Annotated in this window: 23 protein-coding genes and 1 pseudogene; 8 read left to right on the forward strand and 16 right to left on the reverse strand. The window is 41.0% G+C overall.

What is annotated here, in order from left to right:
- From B9N65_RS02990 to B9N65_RS03005, 4 genes are all read right to left on the reverse strand, one after another.
- Positions 1-1,000, reverse strand: a 1,000-nt coding sequence (locus tag B9N65_RS02990) for a cache domain-containing protein (protein ID WP_141083831.1), incomplete at its 3' end; no start/stop codon positions are given.
- 128 nt (positions 1,001-1,128) lie between these two features.
- A complete protein-coding gene (locus B9N65_RS02995; RefSeq protein ID WP_087582741.1) occupies positions 1,129-1,899 on the reverse strand; it encodes a basic amino acid ABC transporter substrate-binding protein in 771 nt (256 codons plus the stop codon).
- An 11-nt stretch (positions 1,900-1,910) separates the two neighbouring features.
- A complete protein-coding gene (locus tag B9N65_RS03000; protein WP_021088656.1) occupies positions 1,911-2,639 on the reverse strand; it encodes an amino acid ABC transporter ATP-binding protein in 729 nt (242 codons plus the stop codon).
- Complete coding sequence (locus tag B9N65_RS03005) at positions 2,632-3,342, reverse strand: amino acid ABC transporter permease (protein WP_012140157.1); 711 nt, start codon at positions 3,340-3,342, stop codon at positions 2,632-2,634. The genes B9N65_RS03000 and B9N65_RS03005 overlap by 8 nt, the downstream gene beginning before the upstream one ends.
- Positions 3,343-3,488: 146 nt before the next feature.
- On the opposite strand from B9N65_RS03005, the gene putP reads away from it, so the two are divergent.
- Positions 3,489-4,976, forward strand: coding sequence for a sodium/proline symporter PutP (gene putP / locus B9N65_RS03010; protein WP_009294568.1), 1,488 nt, complete (start codon positions 3,489-3,491; stop codon positions 4,974-4,976).
- Between the two features lie 48 nt (positions 4,977-5,024).
- On the opposite strand, the gene tsaD is transcribed toward putP, so the two are convergent.
- The 5 genes from tsaD to B9N65_RS03035 are packed head-to-tail and all read right to left on the reverse strand — an operon-like array spanning position 5,025 to position 10,368.
- Complete coding sequence (gene tsaD, locus B9N65_RS03015; RefSeq protein WP_087582742.1) at positions 5,025-6,029, reverse strand: tRNA (adenosine(37)-N6)-threonylcarbamoyltransferase complex transferase subunit TsaD; 1,005 nt, start codon at positions 6,027-6,029, stop codon at positions 5,025-5,027.
- Complete coding sequence (locus B9N65_RS03020; RefSeq protein WP_087582743.1) at positions 6,026-7,324, reverse strand: M99 family carboxypeptidase catalytic domain-containing protein; 1,299 nt, start codon at positions 7,322-7,324, stop codon at positions 6,026-6,028. The genes tsaD and B9N65_RS03020 overlap by 4 nt, the downstream gene beginning before the upstream one ends.
- Positions 7,324-8,559 carry a uracil-xanthine permease family protein gene (locus B9N65_RS03025; RefSeq protein ID WP_087582744.1) on the reverse strand — a complete coding sequence of 412 codons (1,236 nt, stop codon included), beginning with the start codon at positions 8,557-8,559 and terminating at the stop codon, positions 7,324-7,326. Before B9N65_RS03025 ends, B9N65_RS03020 begins: the two co-directional genes overlap by 1 nt.
- The gene (gene dxr / locus B9N65_RS03030; RefSeq protein ID WP_087582745.1) at positions 8,546-9,655 is read right to left on the reverse strand and encodes a 1-deoxy-D-xylulose-5-phosphate reductoisomerase; all 1,110 of its coding nucleotides are present in this window, start codon (positions 9,653-9,655) and stop codon (positions 8,546-8,548) included. Before dxr ends, B9N65_RS03025 begins: the two co-directional genes overlap by 14 nt.
- Entirely contained in the window at positions 9,637-10,368 is a 732-nt protein-coding gene (locus B9N65_RS03035) for a phosphatidate cytidylyltransferase (RefSeq protein ID WP_087582746.1), read from the reverse strand. The genes dxr and B9N65_RS03035 overlap by 19 nt, the downstream gene beginning before the upstream one ends.
- Before the next feature lie 229 nt (positions 10,369-10,597).
- Here B9N65_RS03035 and B9N65_RS11210 point away from each other — a divergent pair, with 229 nt between their 5' ends.
- The 3 genes and pseudogenes from B9N65_RS11210 to B9N65_RS11220 all read left to right on the forward strand — a co-directional run bounded on the left by B9N65_RS11210 (position 10,598) and on the right by B9N65_RS11220 (position 11,473).
- The gene (locus tag B9N65_RS11210; protein ID WP_257640016.1) at positions 10,598-10,765 is read left to right on the forward strand and encodes a hypothetical protein; all 168 of its coding nucleotides are present in this window, start codon (positions 10,598-10,600) and stop codon (positions 10,763-10,765) included.
- 15 nt (positions 10,766-10,780) lie between these two features.
- Positions 10,781-10,972 (forward strand): annotated as a pseudogene (locus B9N65_RS11215) (pirin family protein); the annotation flags it as partial.
- On the forward strand, positions 10,967-11,473 hold the full coding sequence (locus tag B9N65_RS11220) for a pirin family protein (protein ID WP_257640018.1): 507 nt from the start codon (positions 10,967-10,969) through the stop codon (positions 11,471-11,473). The pseudogene B9N65_RS11215 and the gene B9N65_RS11220, both read left to right, overlap by 6 nt.
- A gap of 223 nt (positions 11,474-11,696) precedes the next feature.
- Here B9N65_RS11220 and B9N65_RS03045 read toward each other — a convergent pair whose 3' ends face one another.
- From B9N65_RS03045 to B9N65_RS03070, 6 genes are all read right to left on the reverse strand, one after another.
- Entirely contained in the window at positions 11,697-12,038 is a 342-nt protein-coding gene (locus B9N65_RS03045; protein ID WP_087582747.1) for a restriction endonuclease, read from the reverse strand.
- A 385-nt stretch (positions 12,039-12,423) separates the two neighbouring features.
- Positions 12,424-13,143, reverse strand: a complete 720-nt coding sequence (locus B9N65_RS03050) for a fumarate reductase iron-sulfur subunit (protein ID WP_004317555.1) — start codon at positions 13,141-13,143, stop codon at positions 12,424-12,426.
- Positions 13,136-15,154, reverse strand: a complete 2,019-nt coding sequence (locus B9N65_RS03055) for a fumarate reductase flavoprotein subunit (RefSeq protein WP_087582748.1) — start codon at positions 15,152-15,154, stop codon at positions 13,136-13,138. Before B9N65_RS03055 ends, B9N65_RS03050 begins: the two co-directional genes overlap by 8 nt.
- A 14-nt stretch (positions 15,155-15,168) precedes the next feature.
- Positions 15,169-15,867, reverse strand: coding sequence for a fumarate reductase cytochrome b subunit (locus B9N65_RS03060; protein ID WP_035160410.1), 699 nt, complete (start codon positions 15,865-15,867; stop codon positions 15,169-15,171).
- 119 nt (positions 15,868-15,986) lie between these two features.
- Positions 15,987-16,802: a prolipoprotein diacylglyceryl transferase gene (gene lgt, locus B9N65_RS03065; protein WP_087582749.1), complete on the reverse strand. Its 816-nt coding sequence runs from the start codon at positions 16,800-16,802 to the stop codon at positions 15,987-15,989.
- A gap of 36 nt (positions 16,803-16,838) precedes the next feature.
- On the reverse strand, positions 16,839-17,474 hold the full coding sequence (locus B9N65_RS03070; RefSeq protein WP_087582750.1) for an IMPACT family protein: 636 nt from the start codon (positions 17,472-17,474) through the stop codon (positions 16,839-16,841).
- A gap of 126 nt (positions 17,475-17,600) precedes the next feature.
- On the opposite strand from B9N65_RS03070, the gene galU reads away from it, so the two are divergent.
- The 4 genes from galU (at position 17,601) to abc-f (ending at position 21,838) form a co-directional block, all read left to right on the forward strand.
- A complete protein-coding gene (gene galU, locus B9N65_RS03075; RefSeq protein ID WP_009294249.1) occupies positions 17,601-18,422 on the forward strand; it encodes a UTP--glucose-1-phosphate uridylyltransferase GalU in 822 nt (273 codons plus the stop codon).
- Positions 18,419-19,639 carry a glucose-6-phosphate isomerase gene (locus B9N65_RS03080; protein WP_087582751.1) on the forward strand — a complete coding sequence of 407 codons (1,221 nt, stop codon included), beginning with the start codon at positions 18,419-18,421 and terminating at the stop codon, positions 19,637-19,639. Before galU ends, B9N65_RS03080 begins: the two co-directional genes overlap by 4 nt.
- A gap of 2 nt (positions 19,640-19,641) precedes the next feature.
- On the forward strand, positions 19,642-20,187 hold the full coding sequence (locus B9N65_RS03085) for a DUF1287 domain-containing protein (RefSeq protein ID WP_087582752.1): 546 nt from the start codon (positions 19,642-19,644) through the stop codon (positions 20,185-20,187).
- A 61-nt stretch (positions 20,188-20,248) separates the two neighbouring features.
- On the forward strand, positions 20,249-21,838 hold the full coding sequence (abc-f, locus tag B9N65_RS03090) for a ribosomal protection-like ABC-F family protein (RefSeq protein WP_087582753.1): 1,590 nt from the start codon (positions 20,249-20,251) through the stop codon (positions 21,836-21,838).
- Positions 21,839-22,042: 204 nt separating this feature from the next.
- Here the strand turns inward: abc-f and B9N65_RS03095 are convergent, their stop codons facing one another.
- Positions 22,043-22,720, reverse strand: a complete 678-nt coding sequence (locus B9N65_RS03095; RefSeq protein WP_087582754.1) for a DUF4272 domain-containing protein — start codon at positions 22,718-22,720, stop codon at positions 22,043-22,045.
- Between the last annotated feature and the right edge of the window lie 31 nt (positions 22,721-22,751).

The raw sequence follows: 22,751 nt of genomic DNA on the forward strand, positions 1-22,751 counted from the left end.
CTATAGGCTGGGCTTTGTTTGTCTTGTGATTTAGTAGATCAAAGAAAGATAGTAGGCCTGTTTTTAGTTTGAGGATGATTTTTAGGAGGTAAGAAGATAGATAAAGCGAGAGCAATAGTCCTAAAATAAGCACCACTACAAGCACTCCAACAGATGCATAAGCAAGTGAGTTTAGATCCTCTAAAAGCTCATCTTTGTCAAGCTCGCCAATAAGATACCAGCCCATACTTTTGATATATTTTGAGCCGATCAATAAATTTCTACCATCTTTATCTAGCGATATGTAGCTGCCATTTTCGTTGATTAGTTTTTTAAGGTTTGCATCGCCAACTAAATCTTTTAGATTGCCGCTTACGTCTTTGCCGATCTTGATGTCGCCTTTTTCATCGACTAGTAGAAATTTACCGCCACGACCTATCTTTTGTGACTGGACAAAATTTACTATCTCGCTTAAATTTACGCCAGTTGCTGCGATACCATAAAATTTATCATCTTTTTGAACTTTGTAGTTTATATACATCATTATCTTGCCGCTGCCGTCTTCAGCCTTGTTGATGTCGATCAGGCTTAGGCTGCTGCCATCTTTTAAGGCGTAGTACCACTTGTCATTTTCTGGGTTAATGACCTTTAAAATTTTATCTTCGACGTAGTAGTTTAGGGTTCTATCTGAGCCAAACATTATCGTATCTAGCTTTAAATTTTTAGCAAGAGTTTGAAAATAGTCAAACAAGACCTTTCTGCCGTGCTCGTCCTCGCCATTTTTAACCCAGTCTATTAAAAAGCTATTTTGAGTTATTTGATAAGAAGCGTCGATTATCTTATCGATGTAAGATTCTATTTTATAACCAACTTCATTGACAGCAAGTGGGAATTCTTTACTTTCGACCCTGTCGGTATATAAATTTTTAGCCATGTTATAGGTCACAAGACCAACTACACTAACACAAATCAAAAGCATGACACTTAGCACAAGTGCCGTTCTCATCCTGAGTGACTTCATTATATTCTCCTTAAATTAAACTAGTAATTGTACTATATTAACTTTATATTTGCTTAAAATTTAAAAATTAGAAATTTGTGAGATTTTTTGCAAGAAGCATCTTGCCTCTTGCAAATTTATATTAGGATTTATTTTTTAAGGTCGTATTTAGCGAGCATTTTGTCAAATTCGCCAGATTTTTGTAGCTCTTCAATCGCAGCATCTATCTTTTTGATAAGATCAGTGTGTTTGCCCTTATCAAATGCCATCGCAAAGCCCTCTGTGCCGTCAGGAAGTCTTAAAAACTCCTCTAAGTCTGGATTTTGTTTCAAAAACTCAACACCTATTGGGCTATCAGTAAGCACAACATCGATTTTGCCGGTATTTAGTGACATTATAGCTGCCGCTACGTTTTCAGCCGGGATCGACTGAGTTGTGATCTTTTTAGCTGCCTCTTCTTGAAGTGTGCCAACTTGAGCTGAAATTTTCTTATCTTTAAGGTTGTCTTTATTTACATCTGAGCCTTTTTTGCGGATAAATAAATTCTCTGAAAAATAATATGGCTTAGTAAAATCAACAGACTTTCTTCTCTCGTCAGTCGCACTCATGCCGCTTATCGCGATATCGATCTTGCCTGTTTTTAAGGCTGGTATTAGCCCATCAAAACTCATATTTGCAACGTCAAATTTGATCCCAGTTTTTTTAGTGATCTCATTTAGAAGATCGATCTCAAAACCAACGATTTGATTTTTATCATCAAGATACTCAAACGGAGGATAATCAGCGCTTGATCCAACTTTATAAACTACCTCTTTGCTAGCTTCTGGCGCATTTGCAGCGGTTTTTTTGCCACTATCATTGCCACAACCTATAAAAAACAGAGCTAAACCTAACGCTAGAACTTTTAATAAATTTTTCATTTTACTCCTTATTAGTGATTTAAAATTTTACCTAAAAACTCTCTCAGACGCTCGTGCTGCGGATTTGTAAAGACATTTTTTGGCGTATCATCAACTGCTATCTTGCCTTTGTCCATAAAGAAAATTCTATTTGCCACGTTTCTTGCAAAGCCCATCTCGTGAGTCACCACAAGCATTGTTATGCCCTTTGCGGCGACATCTTTCATGATATCAAGCACCTCGCCGATCATCTCAGGATCTAGCGCGCTTGTTGGCTCGTCAAATAGTATCACCTCTGGATCCATGGCCAGGCTTCTAGCGATAGCGATACGCTGCTTTTGACCGCCTGAGAGCTTATGCGGGTAGGCAAATTTCTTATCGCTTAGCCCAACGCTCTTTAGCAGCTCATCTGCCCTCCTCTCAGCACTCTCTTTATCTAAGATCCCAGCTTTTATCGGGGCTAGGGTCAAATTTTGCAAGACGTTTTTGTTTGCAAAAAGGTTAAAGTGCTGAAAGACCATGCTCACTTTTTGGCGAATTTTATTTATGTCTGATTTTTTATCCAAGATATCTTCGCCATTTATCTTGATATGCCCGCTATCTGGCTCTTCAAGGCGGTTTATACAACGCAAAAATGTACTTTTTCCGCCGCCACTTGGGCCAATTATCGCTATGACTTCGCCTTTTTTGATATCAACACTAATGTCATTTAAAACTCGCAAATCGCCATAGCTTTTGTTTAAATTTTTAATCTCAATCATGGCGATTTAGTCTCCTCTCAAGTAGTTTCACCAAAAGGGTGAAAAATTTAACGCTCACATAATATACAATGCCCGTAAAAATGACTGGCTCTGGGCTGTAAAAGACCGCTTGAAGGCTCTTGCTTTGCATCGTGATATCAACGACGCTTATGTAGCCAACGACTGAGGTCTCTTTAAAAAGTGAGATAAACTCATTTGCAAGCGCTGGCAAGATATTTTTAGTAGCTTGCGGAAAGACTATCTCACGCATCGAAACGTAGTAGTTTAGCCCCATCGCCCTAGCTGCCTCCATCTGACCTTTATCGACGCTATTTATGCCGCTTCTTACGATCTCAGCGACGTATGCTGAGCTATTTAAGCCAAGTGCGATCACAGCGACGTAGAAGTTATCACTCCAAGTGGCGAAAATCACTACCGAAAATATTAGAAGTTGAAGTATTACAGGCGTTCCACGCAAGATGTCGATATACTCATCTATGACAAAATTTAAAACCTTGATATCTAAAAATTTAATAAAAGCTAAAATAAATCCAAGTGTGATGCCTATAGCGATACCGCCTATCGTAAGACCTAGCGTCACTCCATAACTTTTGATATATGCGATCTCTTGCGCCTCGCTAAGATCTCTTGGATAGAAAAAGTATGTTCCAAGTGAGACAATTATTATAAAAAATAGAAATTTGGCTAAATTTTGAGCGTTCAACTTCGTCCTTTCTTTAAAATGTAGCCTTAAATGATACGAAAAAAAATATATCATTTTGCTTAAATAAATTTAAGGATTGTCTTAGCATTGAAATTTAAATAAATTTGTAATAACATAAGTGTTTTATTTTGCTTGAAAGGAAATTTATGAGCTTTGGGTCTTATTTAGCCATCGCCATCTATTTTGGCTTTTTGCTCTTTATCGGACGATATTTCTACGATAAAAACGCAAGTATGAACGAGTATCTACTGGATAACCGTCAAATGGGTCCAGTCGTCACCGCACTTAGTGCTGGCGCTTCTGATATGAGTGGTTGGATGCTACTTGGCGTGCCCGGGGCCTTATACGCAACTGGCGTTGCAAATGTCTGGATGATAGCTGGTCTTATCGTGGGAGCTTACTGCAACTACTTATTTCTAGCAAAAAGGCTTAGGGTCTATACCGAGGTTGCAAGCGACAGCATCACGATACCTGATTTTTTAGAAAACCGCTTTAAGGATAGGACGAAAATTTTAAGGATCATCTCAGGTCTTATCATATTGATATTTTTCACACTTTACGTAAGTAGTGGCATCATCGCTGGTGGCAAGACATTTGAGAGCTTTTTTGGCTTAAAATTTGCATACGGAGCGGTCTTTACGCTCATAATCGTAGTCTTTTATACATTTTTTGGTGGATTTAAGGCTGTTAGCATAACTGACGCATTTCAGGGTCTTTTGATGTTTTGTGTCCTAGTCTCGATCCCAGTCGTGGCATATCTAAATTTAGACTTGCCAAGCGATACAAATTTGATAAAAGAGATAAGCAGGCTTGATGCAAATCACCTAAACCCATTTAGAGACCAGACTTTCTGGGGCATTTTGGGCCTTCTAGCTTGGGGGTTTGGCTACTTTGGGCAGCCACATATAATCGTTAGATTTATGGCGATACGCGACTCAAAAGAGCTTGCAAAGGCAAGAAGGATCGGCATCGGCTGGATGACGATCGGCCTATTTGGTGCAATTATGAGCGGACTTATTGGCTTTGTCTATTTTAGCCAAAGAGGCGGACTAAGCGATCCTGAGACAGTATTTTTAAAGCTTGGCGAGCTACTTTTTCCGCCATTTTTTATAGGTATCATCATCTCAGCCGTGCTTTCAGCGATCATGAGTACCATCTCAAGCCAGCTCTTAGTCACTTCAAGCTCGGTCACAAAGGACTTCATCTTCGCCTTTTATAAAAAAGAAGTTAGCCAAAGCACGCAAACAGCGATCAGCCGCTATGCGGTCGTGGTCGTAGCGCTAATTGCCACAGTGCTTGCCTTTATCTCTACAGATAACGTTCTAAACGTCGTTGGCAACGCTTGGGCTGGATTTGGCGCGAGCTTTGGTCCGGTACTGCTTTTTAGCCTTTACTGGAAACGTATGAGCGCACTTGGAGCGCTTGCTGGCATGATAGCTGGCGGTGTGACCGTGATATTTTGGATAACATCAGGGCTAAATGCCTATGTTTATGAAATTTTACCAGGCATTTTAACCTCAAGCCTAGCCATCATCATGGTCAGTATCTGGGGCGACGCGATAAATAAAATGACTAGCGAGCCACACGAGCAAGTGATAAAAGATGAATTTGAAAAGATGAAGACAAGGCTTTAAATTTAAGCAAGGTGGCTAGCTTTAGCCACCATCAAATTTACTTTAATTTTAAATTTCAATTTTCTTAAAACTAACCCTTGGATTTATAGTTAGTTTATCATGCGAGATAAACTCTTTTTTTAGGTATTTCTCACGTCCAGCTCTTGCTATCATTAGCGCATTATCAGAGCAAAACTCAAGTGGTGCTAGCAAAAGCTCACATCCATTTTTTTGACAAAGCGTTTCAAGCCTTTTGCGTAAATTTAAATTTGCACTCGCTCCACCAACCACGCCAAAACGCTTGAAATTTCTTAGCTTGAAAACCCTTTCAAGCTTATTTAAGATGTGCTCACAAGCCGTATTTTCAAAGGCGTAGCAAATATCAGCAATATCTTTTTGTGTGATAATTTCAAGCTTTGAAATTTCAACTCTGACTTGGTTTTTAAGCCCTGAAAAGCTGTATTCAAGGCGTTTGTCGTGAAGAAGTGGGACGGTAAATTTAAACCTATCTTTATCCTCGCACAAAAGTGCGTTTTGCTGCACCACAGCGCCTCCTGGATAGCCAAGATCAAGCATCTTTGCCACCTTGTCAAAGCTCTCGCCAAAGCTATCATCGCTAGTGCTTGCAAGCTCTGTAATCTCGCCATTTTTGCTAATCTCAAGAATCATCGTATGTCCGCCACTAACTAGCAAAACTCCAAGCGGAAAGGTGGCTTCGCGGTCTAAAAATAGCGAGTAGATATGACCAACTAGGTGATTTACGGCGATTAGCGGGATATTTAGGGCGATACTTAGCGCTTTTGCCATGCTGACGCCGCCTATCAGGCTCACGCTTAGCCCTGGCTCGTTTGTCACAGCGATCGCGTTTATATCTTTTAAATTTGGCAAGATGTCATTTAAAAGCGCTGGCAGTGCCTTTGTATGAAGCCTCGCTGCTAGCTCTGGGACCACGCCACCAAAGATAGCGTGCTCCTCTTCTTGCGAGATCTTTTTATAATAAATTTGCTCCAGCGTCTCTTCATCTATGAGCGCGACAGAGCTGTCATCGCAGCTACTTTCTATGCCAAGTATCATCTAAACTCCGCTAGTATCATGCCAGCAAATTTCTCTTTGCCATTTTCGCTTTTATAAAACTCAACTCGGTAAATTTTGCCATCTTTATCTATGCTATAGCTTTTGTTTAGGCTGTTTTTATCGATCTCTTGCTCGCTCTCATCAACGCTTTTAGTGCCATATCCTATAACATTTACGCGCACGTTTTTGAGAGCTTTTACTTTAAAGCTCTTTTTAACGCTAAATTTATCGCCACTTTTTAGCTCCTGCTCTTTGCCATCGCTCAAGAGAGAAATTTTATCAAGCGGCTTTGCAAACTCGAAGTATTGCGGTTTTAGCCTTGTGACAGAGCGGTTGCCATACTGCACTTTGTAAGTGTCGTTATCTTTTATGACGGCGATTAGCGGATTTGGCGAGTGGTAGCTTAGCTCGCCCTTTTTAAATGGCACGAAGCTTATCACTGGTTTTAAATTTTTAAGGCTAAGAGCGTAGCTGTCAAATAGCTCAAGCCTAATCTCTTTTTCGATCGCCTTTTTTACGCTTTTGACATCGAGCTCAAATGGCCTAGTAAAGCTAATGCCAGCCTTTTTCATATACTCTTCGATCGCTACTAGGTGATAATATGTCCTTTGCTCAGCGTTTAAATTTTTGCTAGCTTCGTTTGCAAAGGCTGACTTGTTTTGCGTGATCGCGTAGTAGGTGAGGCTTTTTAGCATCTCTTTGTCGCCCATCGCTGTATGCGTATTTTTGACGTGATACTGATGTTTTGGATCTATGAGGTGCTTATTTAGCACGTCTTTTACGCTTGAGGCGATGCTTTCAAGCTCTGGGTACTTTGAGCCTGGCAGTGTGCTTTGGTCTATTATGCAAGTGTTGCCCCATTTGTCTGGATTTTCGTCCTTGCTTATAAATTTATCTCTGTAATATCCGCTGCCATCGTGTAAATTTAAGATGAGAGTGACGTTTTTGTCGGTGATGACGTCTTTTATCTTCATCACTGAGTTGTAGTCTGGATCGTCCTTTTCGACGTGGGCGAATTTTCTATTCATATCGCCCTTTGTGCCGCGACTTCGCTCGATGATACTTGGGAAATTTAAATTTGGCACGACCCAAAGCGAGCCTTTTGTGATGTTATAGTCAGTCGCCACGATAGAGGCCGCCAAAAAACCGCCTGGCTCGTCGCCTTGTATGCCACCGATTAAGAGCATAGTATTGCTACTTGGCTCACCTTTTTTGATAAGTGCATAGTCCAGTGCGCTTGCATTTGCAAGGCTTGCAGCCGCAAGAGCTGCTAAAAAAAGTCTAAATTTACGCATTAATATCCTTCGTAATGCTTTGTTTTTGGCAAAAGCAAATTTAAAACTATACCAGTAACCGCGCCAAGTCCGATACCTGAGAATTTAACCGCTCCAAGGTCAAGCACCATGCCACCGATGGCAAAGATGAAGATGAGGGCTACGATTATCATATTTCTAGGATCGGCAAGATCAACTCTGTTTTTTATAAGCGTCTCCATGCCAACGCTTGCGATGATGCCAAAAAGTAGCAGCATGATACCACCTATGACTGGCGCCGGGATGGTCGAGAGCACCGCGCCAAGCTTGCCAACAAAGGCTAGCACTATAGCAGTGATCGCTGCAAAGGTCATGATCGCTGGATTATACGCTTTTGTAAGGCTAACTGCGCCTGTGACCTCTGAGTAGGTGGTGTTTGGCGGACCACCAAAGGCAGCAGCTAGCGAGGTGGCTAGACCGTCGCCTAAAAGGGTGTTTTTAAGCCCTGGATTTTTTAAAAAATCCTCTTTTGTGACGTTTGATATAGCGAGCATATCGCCGATGTGCTCGATCGCTGGGGCGATGGCGATAGGTATCATGTAGATGATCGCTTCAAGTTCAAATTTTGGTGCGCTAAAGCTTGGCACTCTAAACCAAGGGGCGCTTGCAATGGCACTAAAATCAACCATGCCAAAGCAGTAAGCCACGATGTAGCCAGCGATGATGCCAAGCAGGATCGGTATGAGCCTAAACATCCCCCGTCCTAGCATCATGACAACGATAGTAGCGATAAGCGAGGTGGCTGCAACTATCATCGCTACGTTTTGAGTGTAAGTCTGGGTAGCTGAAGTAGCCATTTTAACGGCATTTGGAGCTAGTATCAGACCTATGGTCATGATGACTGGACCAACGACAACTGGAGGCAAAATTTTATGCAAAATTTTCTCGCCGCCAAAGCGAACGACAAGACTTAGCGCGACGTAGAAAAATCCAGCAAATATAACTCCACCCATAGTCACTGGTATGCCCCATTTTTCGATGCCGTACTGAAGCGGAGCGATAAAGGCAAACGAGCTTGCCAGAAATATAGGCGGGACGTTTTTTCTAGTTATTAGCTGAAAAAGCAGCGTGCCAAGGCCAGCCGTAAAGAGCGCTACGTTTGCATCAAGCCCCGTAAGGATAGGCACGAGCACGAGCGCACCAAAGGCGACAAATAAAAACTGCACACCGATCAAGCTTTGCTTAAGATCAAATTTATACCCCTCATACCTTTGCATTTAGCATCCTTTTTGCGTATTCTCGAACCTCTTTATCAACTTCATAAATTTCATCTACGCTTGAAATTTTAAGACTCTTAAATTTCTTAGCCAAGCTCAAAATGAGCCTTGAGATATCCAAAAATGAGCACTTTTTCTCTAAAAAGCTAAATACTCCAACCTCGTTTGCAGCGTTTATGACGACACCTAGATCAGGACTAGCTAAGACTTCATCTTTTAGCGAAAAGACTGGATATTTTTTAGGGCTTATTTTATGAAATTTGATACTTTTTAAATCAAGTAAATTTGCGTGCGAGACGATATTTTGCTCAACTTTTTCAAAGATAGCATGCGCGATAGCTAGTTTCATATCTGTGCGTGAGAGATGCATCATGCTTGAGCCGTCGATAAACTCGACTACGGCGTGGATGGCTGAGGTTGGCTCTATCACGGCCTCGATATCTTTTATGCCGTAAAGCCAGTAGGCCTCCATCACCTCAAAAAGCTTGTTTGTCATCGTCGCACTGTCAATCGTTATCTTTGCGCCCATATCCCAGTTTGGGTGTTTAAGCGCGTCAGACGGAGTGGCATCTTTTAGAAATTTGATCGGCTTTTTATAAAATGCCCCACCGCTTGCTGTGATGATGAGCTTTTTGGCTGGAGTTTTGTTTTCTAGTAGAAATTTAAGCCCAAAATGCTCACTATCAATGGGCAAAATTTCTCTTGTTTTTAAAAATTTACCGCCAACGACAAGGCTCTCTTTGTTTGCAAGTGCTAGCTTTTTACCAAGTGCTTGTGTCTTTAGGCTAGGAGCAAGTCCAGCAAAGCCAACAAGGGCGTTTATCACCTTTTTTGAGCTTGAAATTTCAAGCATTTCTAACAGTCCAGCCTCACCAAAAAAGATGTTTTTAGCCTCAACGTTTTTTACATTTTTAGCTAGCTTTTCGTCGCCCACACAGACAAATTTTGGCTTAAATTTTAAAATTTGCTCGTTTAGCAAAGCTACGTTTTTAGCGCAGCTTAGTGCCTCAACCTCTACATTAAATTTCTCGCAAAGATTAAGAGTATTTTTGCCGATCGAGCCAGTTGAGCCAAGTATTACCACGATAGCGACCAGAGTAGCGCAACAACGCCAAATAAATAGCCATCTATCCTATCAAGCATGCCGCCGTGACCTGGGAAAAGCGCGCCACTGTCTTTGACACCGCAAAGTCTTTTTAGATAGCTCTCAAAGAGATCTCCCCAGACCGCAAAGACGCAGACTAAAAAGCTTGAAAATAGAATTTGAAAAAATCCATCTGTTACGAAATTTCCAACTACGCAGCCAACTATAGTGCCCACTATCACGCCGCCTGCTGCACCTTCGATGGTCTTGTTTGGTGAGCTTGGGCTAAATGGGTGCTTGCCAAACATCTTGCCAACAAAAAATGCGCCACTATCGCTTGCAATGACACTTAAGATAAGCCACGCAAGATAGCCCATACCATACTCTGAGTAGAGCATCCACATCATAAATATAGGAGTTGTCGGATAGACAAAAGGGGCGACTAGCTTTAAATTTTCGCTTTTTATGTGTGCAAGGATAGATGCTACCAGCATGATCGCAAGGATGGCGATGAAGATCGGATTTGTAAAATATGTAAGCACGTAAAATGCGAGTGCTGCATAAACTAGCTGTTTGTGATCGATGCCATAAAGCTTGAGCGACTCATTAAAGGCAAAGTAAAGCACAGCGCCAAGCAAAATAAAATTTAAAATATAATTATCTATAAAAAAAACTACCAAAATAGCAACAAACATCAAAACGCCAGTGATAATGCGTGAAGACATACACTCTCCTTAAAATCGTTATTTTGCCGTAATTATAACACTATAAATTTAGACGGCGTTTAGGTGATAAAATTTCAATAATTAAATTATGCAGATGGGTAAAATTTACTTTTGGTTTATTTGTATAAGATTTATTTAAGAAACTTAATAAGTATTTACTGAAATTAAATTATATGTTAATGGTGCCTTTTTATACTCTCCGCACGAAAATAAAAAATAAGGAGAAAACATGAGAAATGTTAGCAAAATTTACAGTCCAAAAAGCTCGCACTGGGTGGGTGATGGATTTTTAGTATATCCGCTTTTTACACATATGGATGAAGTTGATAAAGGAACGAATCCTTTTTTGATGCTTGATTATGCAGCACCGCAGTATTTTGAGCCAAACAATGGATAACCTCGTGGCGTTGGCGAGCATCCGCACAAAGGTTTTGAGACGGTAACTATCGCTTATGCTGGTGAGGTTGAGCATAGAGACTCAACAGGTGGTGGTGGCGTCATAAAGCAAGGTGACGTGCAGTGGATGACGGCTGGTGCAGGAGTAACTCATCAAGAATTTCACTCAAAAGAATTTAGTCAAAAAGGTGGGCTTTTTGAGATGGTGCAGCTTTGGGTAAAATTACCAAAAGCACATAAAAATACGCAGCCTAAGTATCAGCACCTACCAAAAGAGCGTATCCCAGTGGTTAATATAGGAGACGGTGAAGCTAGGATAATAGCTGGTGAGTATGAGAACACAAGGGGTGCTGCAAGTACATTTACGCCGCTAAATGTCTGGGATATAAGCATAAAAGAAGATGGTAAGATAACGCTAGACTTACCAGCAAGCCACAATCTAAGCTTGGTCATCTTGCGTGGCAATGTGATAATAAATAACTCACAAAAAGCAAGCGAAACACAACTAGTAAGGTTTGAAAACGCTAGCGGTGCAGTAATCATAAAAGCTATGGGTGGCGAGGCAAAGATATTACTTCTCTCAGGTGAGCCGATAGATGAGCCAGTAGTAGGATATGGACCGTTTGTGATGAATACAAAAGAGGAGATTAATCAAGCAATTGATGATTATCGCAGAGGAGAATTTGGACAGATACCGGTGGAAAACTAAATAAAACGCACGTGGTTAAGGTCGCGTGCGTATTTTAGAAATTTTGTTATTTTTAGTCTTGGTTTATTTGTAAAGCTTTGTAAGATAGAGTCTTGCTAAGCTTTACAAAAGTAAAATCTTAAAAATTAAAGCGTTTTTGTGTAAATTTAATGATGCCACAAAGCTTGCTTTTACTGTTTTGTTTTAAAATTTAAATAGCAAAAGATAATTTCAAATCAACGCCTTAAAAATTATTTTCGTCAAAAAAGTCGGTATCGATCTTGCAAATTTCATAAATTTGGCTTGTTTGAACACCTACTTTATACTTTATCATTAGCTCAGCCAGTCTGTCGCCATCTATCAAGACTACGCTAAAGTTTTGACTATCTTTGGCAAACGTTTGTGCCTCTTTTGTAAATTTTGCCGTTGTAATAAAAACGCCTTTTTTGGTATTTTTATTTGAGATAGCGCCGATGAACTGCTGTATCTCTTGCCTGCCTATGTTGCTACCATCTTTATATCTCTTTGCTTGGATGTAAATTTTAGAAAGTCCTAGCTCATCTTCATCTATTATGCCGTCTATCAAGCCGTCTGAACCTTTGTTCGTAAGACATCAGTTTCATAGTCCATTTTTTATAAAATGCTAGATAAATTTTCAACAATTTTTTAATCTTAAAAGCTATAATCACCGCATGAAATATGTAAGCCTAACAGAGTTTTTCTCTGATAATATCAACTTATTTATAAACATAATCGCTTCGTTGTTTGCGATATTTTTTTTGCATTAGTGCTGGGTTTGGTCTTTTGTTTTTTATTACCTTGCCGCTTGGCTATATAATGGGTATAGTCTTGTCGTTTCCGCTTTTAATATTTATCTTTTTCTTATTCGCAGCGCTAGATATTTGTATCTGTATCTTGGTCTCTGTTTGTAGAGTTTTTAAATAAATTTGGGGCTTTTTACAGCCCCTTTGCTACTTTATAGCAGCCATTTTTCTACGCATATAAGCTATGCGGCTTTGAAGTGGTAAGTGTTTTGGGCAGTTGTCTTCGCAGCCAAGCAAAGTCATACAACCAAATACGCCATCATCATCGCCGATTAGCTCGTAAAAGTCCTCGTCAGTTCTCTTATCAAGTGCGTCTATCTTAAATCTAGCAACCCTATTTAGACCAACAGCACCGATAAAATCAGGTCTCATAATAGCTGTTCCACAAGATGCAACACAAATTCCGCACTCTATACAGCGATCAAGCTCGAAAACTTCTTGAGCGACTTCTGGCTCAACTTTCTCTTCAAGCTTAGAGATATCTGTCTCGTGATCTGTGTGTATCCAGCTCTCGACGCGCTTACTCATAGCGTTCATCCAGTTGCCAGTATCTACGCTTAGATCTTTTAGTAGTTTAAAGACTGGCAAAGGCATAAGCTCTATGACACCGCTTTCAAAGTCTTTTGTTAAGGTTCTGCAAGCTAGGCTTGGCTTGCCATTTACTAGCATGCCACAACTACCGCAAATTCCCGCACGACAAACGAAGTCAAAGCTGAGATCTGGATCAAATTTCTCACGAATTTGATTTAACGCGATAAATAGCGTCATACCATCAGTCTCTTCAAGCTCATAAGTCGCAAAATGAGGCTTTGAAACTTTGCTTAAAGGATTGTATTTAAAAGCTTTTATGGTTATTTTTCTACTCATTTCCTATACCTGCTCTTTCATTTGGTGCTTTATATTTTGGTTGAAGGTCATAGTGCATCAAAGCCTCTTGAATTTCTTGTCTGCTCTTGCCTTCTGCTTGCATTTTTTCGCGAATTTCATCGACCTCTTTTTGGCGGATAGCGCTGTTTGGATGCTCGATGATATTTCCTTTTGCACCATAACCTCTAAATGCTGGCGGCATCTCCATCTTCATGATATCAAGTGGCTCATAAGTGATAGTTGGCATAGTGTCGCCTTCTTTCCAGCTTGTAAGCGTTCTGTTTAGCCAGTTAAGGTCATCTCTCTTTGGATAGTCTTCACGGCAGTGAGCACCACGGCTCTCTGTTCTATCAAGCGCACCTTTTGCGATACAAAGCGCTAGTTTTAGCATCTTTGGCACGCGGTAAGCCTCTTCAAGCTCTGGGTTGCCAAATAGTGCTTTGTTGCTTACTTTTACATCAAGTGACTCTTTATAAAGTGCTTCAAGCTCTTTAACAGCAAGCTCTAGACCTTTGCCTGTTCTAAATATCGCAACGTGCTCCCACATTACCTCTTTCATCTTGTTTTTGATATCAAAGACGTTAAATTTACCCTCTTTATTGACAAGACTTAGTAGATAATCTTCTTGCTTTTTAACAAATTCCTCGATATCAGCTGTGTTTATCTCGATCTCGTGGCTAGCGCAGTAATCTGCAAAATAATCACCAACGATCATACCAGCGACAACTGTCTCAGAAACTGAGTTACCACCAAGGCGGTTAAAGCCGTGCATATCCCAGCAAGCAGCCTCGCCAGCGCTAAATAGACCAGCTAGTGTTGGGCTCTCGCCAGTTGGTTTTGTCTTGATACCGCCCATTGAGTAGTGCTGCATAGGCAGGATCGGTGCCCAGCCTTTGCCACGCTGATGTCCTGTCTCGTCAGTATATACTTCAGTGTCAGCAGGATCGATGCCGTTAAAAATTTCGCAAATTTCTTGAACGTCACGTAAATTTTTCTCAATGTGCTCGCGTCCAAGGATCGAGATATCAAGCCAAACGTGATAGCCATAAGGGCTAGGCACGCCTTTGCCTGCACGGATGTGCTCCATGATACGGCGACTAACGACGTCACGGCTAGCTAGCTCTTTTTTCTCTGGCTCATAATCAGGCATAAAGCGGTATCCATCAACATCACGTAAAATTCCGCCATCACCACGGCAACCTTCTGTTAAAAGAATACCAGATGGGACGATCGGAGTTGGGTGAAACTGAACAGCTTCCATATTGCCAAGCTGAGCTACGCCAGTCTCAAGTGCGATCGCAGCGCCGATACCTTCGCAAACAACAGCGTTTGTAGTGTGTTTATAAACTCTACCATAACCACCAGTTGCTATAAGTGTGCCTTTTGAAACATAAGCTGTGATCTCGCCATTTACTAGGTCACGAACGATCGCGCCGTAACAGCGGTTATTTTGGTGTATCAAAGCGATCGCCTCTTTGCGGTCGTGAATTTCTACATTGTGCTTAAGCGCTTCGTTTGCAACAGCAAAAAGCATGGTGTGACCAGTTGCATCAGCTGTGTAGCAAGTTCTCCACTTTTTTGTACCACCAAAGTCACGTGAGTGGATAAGGCCATGAACCTCTTCTTTTTCAACGATAGTTGTCTTTTGAGCGTTGATAATAGCGCTTCTTTCGCCTTTTGTGATCCTAGTCCAAGGCACACCCCAAGCTGCAAGCTCACGAATCGCTTTTGGAGCAGTTTGACAAAACATACGTGCAACTTGTTGATCGCAACCCCAGTCGCTACCTTTTACTGTGTCAGCAAAGTGTACATCTTCGTTATCACCTTCACTCATTTTAGAGTTACCAAGGCTTGCTTGCATGCCGCCTTGTGCAGCTGCAGAGTGAGAGCGTTTTACAGGGATGAGGCTCAAAACTACAGTGCTTAAACCCTTTTCTCCAGCAGCCACAGCAGCTCTAAGACCAGCTAGACCGCCACCAATTACCAATGCGTCATAATATTTTACATTCATCTTCTAGCTCCTTTTTAATGGCTGATCCACACGAAATCAGCGATCAAAGCGATCACAGCAAGTATGCCATAAATGACAAATACAACTGTCTTTGCCTTATTTCTTTTGGCAAACATTTCGTGTTTATTTACGCCATCAATGCTTACCCATTTGACATATAAGCGGTACATGCCAACGCTAGCGTGAACGACCATGAAAACAAGTAGTGCGAAGTAGAAAATTTCTAGTTTGTGAAAAGCAGCAGCTGATTTGTCAGCAGTGATGTGTCCGCCAAAGATAATATCTATAAGGTGGGCGCTTGCTGCAAAAAATAGAGCAAAGCCTGTTAAAAACTGGAACCACCAAAGCGTGGTATCAAGGTGCTTCATGCGGTCTTTGTGGCCTCTAAACATTAGATATTGTCTGTAGTTTGCAGGAAATTTTCTCATTGCCAAGAAGGCGTGAGTTACAAAAACTACAAAGATAACAGCAGCTATAACATTTGTGATCCACCAAGTAGCCTCGCCAAATAAAAATTTAGCCTCTGCAAATCCTACAACAGCGTTAAATGCGTCTTTGCCAAGTAGTATAGTAGAAGTAAAAACCATATGGCACAATATGAAACAGGCTAGAATAAATCCTGTAATACTTTGCCATCTATCCCAAGCGGCTGGAGTGCGGCTTTTTTTGCCGTCCGACCGTTTCCCCAAAAAACCTTCTATAAGCCCGGTCATGAGCCCTCCTAAGAAATTTGAAATAAGTTATCATTTCTTAATACTAATTTAAACATTAGCATTAATTGATAAAGCTAATGCTATCAGAACTTTACTTTAATAAATTTTAAATATTGACATTAAATTTTCGTAAAACTCTTATAAAGTTTAATATAGACAAAAATTCCCAATCCACACATAATAAGTGATAAAATTTGCCCCATCGATAGACCAAAAATAATAAATCCAAGTCCAGAATCAGGCTCTCTGTAAAATTCGCAAATAAATCTTGCAAATGTGTATAAAATAGCATAAAGTGCTATGAGTTCGCCATTAAATTTCTTATATTTTCTATATAAAAATAAAATGACAAAAATAACTAAACCTTCTAAGAATGCTTCATAAAGCTGGCTTGGATGTCTTGGCTGACCAAAGACATTTATCGCCCAAGGCACGTCTGTAACCCTGCCAAAAAGCTCTTGATTTAAGAAATTTCCTATCCTGCCAAAGGTGTAGCCAAAAGGTATGCAAATGGCGCAAAGATCAAGCAACTGCCAAGCGTTTTGCTTATATCTTTTGCAAAATAAAATTGTCGCTAGCAAAAAGCCAACCACAGCGCCGTGATAGCTCATGCCGCGAATTCCTATAAACTCGCCGTTGTGCATTGGATTAAAAATTTGCCAAGGCTGCGTTAGGTAATATCCTGCTTCGCCAGAATAAACTAAAACCCAGCCAAGTCTAGCGCCCAAAATGACGCCTATTTCTACCCAAAAAAAGTAGTTATCTAAAAGTTGGCTTGAGATAGGGATATCATCTTTTTTAACGAGATACTTTGCCATGGCAAGTGCTAAAACAAGGGCCAAAATATACATAAGCCCATACCAGTGCACGCTAAAACCAAAGATGCTAAAGGCGACTGGGTTAAAGTGGTTATAAATGTCGTTCCAAATTTCCATTTTTTACTTTCTTTTTAAATTTGTGCGATTTTACAATTAATAAATAAACAGCGCTTTGCTGCCAAGTGGCAAGGCTAGAAATTTAAACTCGCTTGCTTCAAATTCTTTGCAAAATTTAAATAGCTCAGCAAACTCGGCTTCGTTTAAATTTACGCTCCAAATCGCTCCAGCATCATTAAATTCTCTTTCAAACTCGCTTAAATTTTTAGTGGAAAAATAGTGCTCAAAGCGGCTCATCAGCGAAAATGGCGTAAAAAATTTAACCTCATCTTTTATCTCAAATTTCATTACGCCACCATCTTTTATGGCTTCATTTATCGCTTCATTCACAGCCCCTGAGTAGGCTCTAACAAGCCCTCCAGTGCCAAGCTTTATCCCGCCAAAGTAGCGAACTATCAAGACCCCAACGTTTATAAGCTGTGCTCCTCTTAGCGCATTTAGGCTTGGCTGGCCGCTAGTGCCCTTTGGCTCGCCGTCATCGCTTTGATTTTCAACGATTTGTCCGTATTTGTTTAGCTCCCTTGTCGCCCAAACTACGTGAACAGCCTTAAAATGCTCCTCTTTTAGGTGTTCGTGCAAGCTTTTAAACAAGCTTATCGGGCACAAAAATGCTAAGAAATTTGACTTTTTTATATCAAGCTGGGCTTTAAAAATCCTATCAATCGTCTGCAAATTTGCTCTTTTTTTAAAATTTCAAAAATCTTATCAATTTGCTAATTAAAGCCTTGTAAATTCAGACAAATTTATATTATTAAGGAAAAGATAGTAGAATTTTGCAATTTTTCATGAAGGACTAAAATGATACAAACTTGCCTATTTCCAGCGGCTGGATATGGAACGAGGTTTTTACCAGCTACAAAATCGCTCCCAAAAGAGATGTTGCCGATCCTTACAAAACCGCTCATTCACTACGGCGTTGATGAGGCGCTTGAGGCTGGCATGGATAATATGGCCTTTGTCACAGGACGCGGAAAAAGGGCGCTTGAGGACTATTTTGACATCAGCTACGAGCTAGAAAAAGAGATCGCAGGCAGCTCAAAAGAGTCACTACTTAGCGAAGTTAGAAATTTAATGAGCTCATGTACATTTTCATTTACTAGGCAAAATGCTATGAAAGGGCTTGGACACGCCATTTATACGGGCAAAACTCTAGTTCGAGATGAGGCATTTGGGGTTATTTTGGCAGATGATCTATGTATAAATGAAAATGGCGAGGGCGTGCTTTCACAAATGGTTAAAATTTATGAAAAGTATCGCTGCAGCGTCGTTGCGGTGATGGAGGTGCCAAAAGAGCAGACCAAGTCTTATGGCGTCGTAAGCGGTAGGTTTATAGAAGATGATCTCATAATGGTTGATGATATGGTTGAAAAGCCTGATCCTGCCGAGGCTCCGACAAATTTAGCGATAATTGGCCGCTACATCCTAACGCCAGATATTTTTAACATCTTAGAGCGAACAAAACCAGGCAAAAACGGCGAAATCCAGATCACAGACGCGCTAAAAACGCAGGCAAAAGATGGCATGGTGCTAGCTTATAAATTTAAGGGCAAGAGATTTGACTGTGGCAGCATAGATGGCTTTGTCGAGGCTACAAATTTCTTTTACGAGCGCAGTAAATGATAGAAACTTCATTTAAATTTAACTTTGCAAGCAGCGAGGTCATCGACTCTTATGCCAAACGCATAAACGACGAATACGAAAGCGGCGAGATAGGCTACTACCACCTGCCAGCTCTTGGCCAAAATTTGCTTGGCGAGATCGAGGAGTACGAAAAAGGGCTAGCTCATATCAAAAATGTAGTACTTGTTGGCATTGGCGGTAGCAGTCTTGGCGTAAAGGCGCTAAAATCAATGCTTGAAGGCACAAAGGGGATAAAAAGAGAGCTTTTATTTTTAGATAACGTCGATCCTTGTAGCTACAAAAGCACGCTTAGTGGGCTAAAATTTGACGAGACACTTTTTATAATAAGCTCAAAATCAGGTAACACGATCGAGACGATAACTATTTTTAAATGCTTGCTTGATGACTTTAAGCCTAAAAATTTAGGTAAAAATTTCCTCATCATAACTGATCCAGGCACAAATTTAGAAAATTTTGCCAAAGAAAATGACATTAAATTTTTTAACATCCCAAAAAATGTTGGCGGAAGATTTAGCGTGCTAAGTGCGATCGGTCTTGTGCCTCTTGGTATCTGCGGCTACGATATAAAGGCACTTTTGGAGGGGGCGCTTGCTTGTAAAAAGCAATACATCGAGCAAAAAGATAGCTCAATAGTCGCTAAAGCCTACCACTACGCCACTAGCAGGAATGCCAGTATAAATGTCATTTTTAGCTACTGCGATAGATTTTTTGAATTTAACGACTGGTACGTACAGCTTTGGGCGGAGAGCCTTGGTAAAAAAAGAGGCTATAAAAGGGTCGGACTTACGCCAGTTGGACTTGTTGGCAGCCGCGATCAGCACAGCTTTTTGCAACTTATCATGGACGGCGTAAAAGATAAGAGCGTGACATTTATAAAGATAAAAGATCACGCGAGCGACAAGACTATCCCAAATTTAAGCCTAAAAGGGCTTGAAGAGTGCGATTTTGTGGCAGGTCTAAGCCTAAATGAGCTTATAAATTTGCAGTGCGACGCGACGGCAATGGCGCTGGTGCAAGAGGGCATAAGTGTCGATACGATCACACTTGAGAGACTTGATGAGTTTCATGCTGGCTGGCTCATTTTTTACTACGAGCTACTAACCTCGGCCACTGGTATCATGCTAGGTATCAACACCTACGATCAGCCAGGCGTTGAGATAGGAAAACGTATCCTAAAAACCATGCTTTTAAAGTAAAAATGAAGAAATTTATACTTTTAGCTCTTTTTGCCTCGCAAATTTTTGCCTTTTCGGCGAGTAAATTTGTAAATGACGCTAGGTTGCAGATCGGCGTGACACTCAGTTACGATCCAAGCTATGAAAGACTTGCCTATCCTATGGGCGACGTGGATATCAAAAAGGGCGTTTGCACTGACGTTGTGGTAAGAGCACTACGTCATCAGGATATGGATCTGCAAAGGCTCATTTTTGAAGATATGAGTAGAAATTTCGCAAGCTATCCTAAAAAATGGGGCCTTAAAAAGGCTGATAAAAACATCGATCACAGGCGTGTTTTAAACATCGCTACCTATCTAAAAAGAAAAGGTTTTGAGGTGAGTGATGATAAATTTCTGCCAGGGGATATCGTCACATGGATGCTACCAAGAAATCTACCTCACATCGGCGTGATCTCAGATAAATTTGAAGGCCAAACACCGCTTGTCATCCACAATATCGGCTCTGGCGTGCAAGAAGAAAACATACTTTATAGCTACAAGATCACGGGGCATTTTAGGCTAAAGTAGCAAAATGGCTTTTTAATCAAATTTTAGGCAAAATCGCAAAAAATAAATTCAAGGAAAAATAATGTTAGAAGTTAGGGGACTTACTCAAAGATTTGCAAGCAGTTTGCTATTTGAGGATGTAAATTTAAAGCTAAATCGCCACAACAGATACGGACTAATCGGCGCAAATGGCGCTGGTAAATCGACATTTTTAAAAATTTTAAGCGGAGCTATCGAGCCAACTAGCGGCGAGATCATCATAGAAAATGGACTAAAGGTTGGCGTGCTTGGGCAAGATCAGTTTGCGTTTGAAAATTTCACGCTAAAAGATGCGGTGCTTTATGGCAACAAGCGCCTATATGACGCTGTCAAAGAGAAAGAGAAGCTCTATATGAGCGAGGATTTTACAGATGAGATAAATGAGCGCTTAAGCGAGCTTGAGATGATAAGTGCCGAGGAGGATCCAAGCTACGAGTACGAGACTAGGATAGAAAAAATCCTAAGCTCGCTAGGGCTAAATGAATTTGATAAGCTGATGAGCGAGGTCGAAAACTCAGATAAAGTTAAAGTTTTGCTAGCTCAAGTGCTATTTCCAAAGCCAGATATATTGTTCTTAGACGAGCCAACAAACAACCTTGACATAGACGCGATCGCATGGCTAGAAAACGAGCTAAACCGCCACGAGGGCACACTTGTGGTTATCAGCCACGACAGACACTTTTTAAATAGAGTTTGCACAAATATTTTGGATGTGGATTTTAAGAAAATTCGCGAGTTTTCAGGCAACTACGATGATTGGTATATGGCTGCAAATTTGATCGCAAAGCAGCATGAGATGGAGCGCGATAAGAAGCTAAAAGAGAAAGAGGAGCTGGAGAAATTTATCGCGAGATTTTCAGCAAATGCGAGCAAGGCAAAGCAAGCGACTTCACGTGCAAAACAGCTTGAAAAATTAGATATCGCCGAGATCGCAGTCTCAAGTAGGCGTGATCCAAGCATTCTGTTTCGTGCAAACCGCGAGATAGGCAATGAGCTAATTGAGCTTAAAAATGTAAGTAAGAAATTTGATGATAAAGTGATATTTGACGGGTTAAATTTCAAGCTAGAAAAAGGCGACAAGCTAGCCATCATCGGCCATAACGGCGTTGGCAAAAGCACACTTTGTAAGATCATAATGGGTGAGATAAAGCCTGATGCGGGCGAGGTGCATATAGGCGCGACCATCGAGCTAGGATATTTTGCACAAGATACGGTAAATAAGATAGATGGCGAGCTAAAGCTTTATGAGTACTTGCAAGATGCCAAAAACAAGGACATCGACGAGATCAGAAAGTGCCTTGGCAGGATGCTTTTTAGCGGTGCCGAGCAAGAAAAAGCAGTTGGCGCGCTAAGCGGTGGTGAAAAACACCGAGTGAGACTAGCTCAACTCATGCTTCACAGGCCAAATTTACTTGTCATGGACGAGCCAAACAACCACCTCGATCTTGAGGCTATCATCGCGCTTGGCGAGGCGTTTTACAACTTTAATGGCTCAGTCATCTGCGTGAGCCACGACAGGGAGCTGATAGATGCCTTTGCAAATAGAATTTTGCACCTAAAAGGCAATGGCGAAGTAGTTGATTTTAAAGGCACATACGAAGAGTATAGAGCAAATTTAGGCCTTGAGAGTTAGTTTTTTACCGTTTAAACCGCGCTAAGCTAGTCAAATTTGCTTAACACTTATTGCGACATATACGAGCATTTTAGCCAATTATTAAAGGCGAGTAAAAAGCAAGCTCTGAGTTTCCAAAGCCAAAAGAAGCTCGTTATCTTCGTTTTCCGATAGCATTTACATTAAGATAAATTTTAAGCTCATTTGAGCTTAAAATTTCTTAGATCAAGTGTTTAGATCAGGATAGTCCCAGCAGTTAAACTCAGTGCTCAAGTCGTCATTTTCTTGCCCTTTGCAGCATAACCACTCAAGCCCTGCGCGCCTCTCCATAACGACCTCTTCGTCAAGTCCAGCCGCCTTTGTGCCATTTACTCTTGCATTTACACACGCCCAGTGGTAGCGATAAACTAGATCGAGCTTACTTAAAATTTCATCCATGCTGCGAAGCTTTGAGCGGCTTTTTAGCCCGCCCTCTCTAAAGACATTCATCACAAACTCGCAGTCGCAAATTTTATCCATCTGGCCGATATCTTCAGCTATGCCAAGCGCCCAAAGAAGCACCCAAAGTGACTCATATTTCCAGCCCATATTCACAGCCGTATCCATATCAGCTCTATCTTCAACGACCTCTTTTTCTTTTACGCTAAGTCCCTCGTAGGCATCACCTAAAAAGCTCTTTGCCCACGCCATATTTTCTTCACCCAAAGAGCCTTCATCACGGATCGTGCAAGCACACATGATCGCTGTAAATGAGCAAACTGCACGCCTTACTATCTCGTCCACGTCTCTTGGCGTAACCTCATTATTTTCGTAGCGAAGCGGCAGACTCTCAAGCACCGCCACGCCCTCTTGTTTTAAAATTTTTATGTTCTCATCTTTTCTTTGTTGCGCTGTTTTTGACATATCTACACCTTTTTTTAAAAATATCAAATAC

The sequence above is a fragment of the Campylobacter concisus genome (assembly GCF_002165815.1).
GTDB classification, from domain to species: domain Bacteria; phylum Campylobacterota; class Campylobacteria; order Campylobacterales; family Campylobacteraceae; genus Campylobacter_A; species Campylobacter_A concisus_BH.